The organism is Adlercreutzia equolifaciens, from assembly GCF_029076695.1.
In the GTDB taxonomy this organism is placed as follows: domain Bacteria; phylum Actinomycetota; class Coriobacteriia; order Coriobacteriales; family Eggerthellaceae; genus Adlercreutzia; species Adlercreutzia equolifaciens_A.
This window is the reverse complement of the sequence record NZ_JARFIK010000254.1, coordinates 1-318: the sequence shown is the minus strand read 5'-3', so window position 1 is coordinate 318 and position 318 is coordinate 1. Positions and strand designations below refer to the sequence as shown.

The 318-nt window shown below is 61.9% G+C and carries 1 pseudogene; it reads left to right on the top strand.

From position 1 onward, the window contains the following. Window positions 1–318 (top strand): annotated as a pseudogene (locus PZH32_RS12290) (AMP-binding protein); the annotation flags it as partial.

Genomic DNA, 318 nt, shown 5'->3' with positions numbered 1-318 from the left:
GCGCCGACTTTGAACGCCGCGAAACGGCGTCGGCCGATCCCATGCTCATGTATTTCTCCATCGGCACCTCGGGCAATCCCAAGATGGTGCTGCACAATTCCGGCTATGCCCTGGCCCATCTCATCACGGCGAAGCACTGGCACAACGTGCGCCCAGACGGCCTGCACTTTACCATCGCCGACACCGGTTGGGGCAAGGCCGTGTGTGTCAAGTTCTTCGGGCAGTGGCTCATGGAGGCCGCGGTTCTTACCTACGACTTTGACCGCTACGATCCGGCCGACATCCTGGGTCTCATCGGTCGCTACGGCGTGACCACCC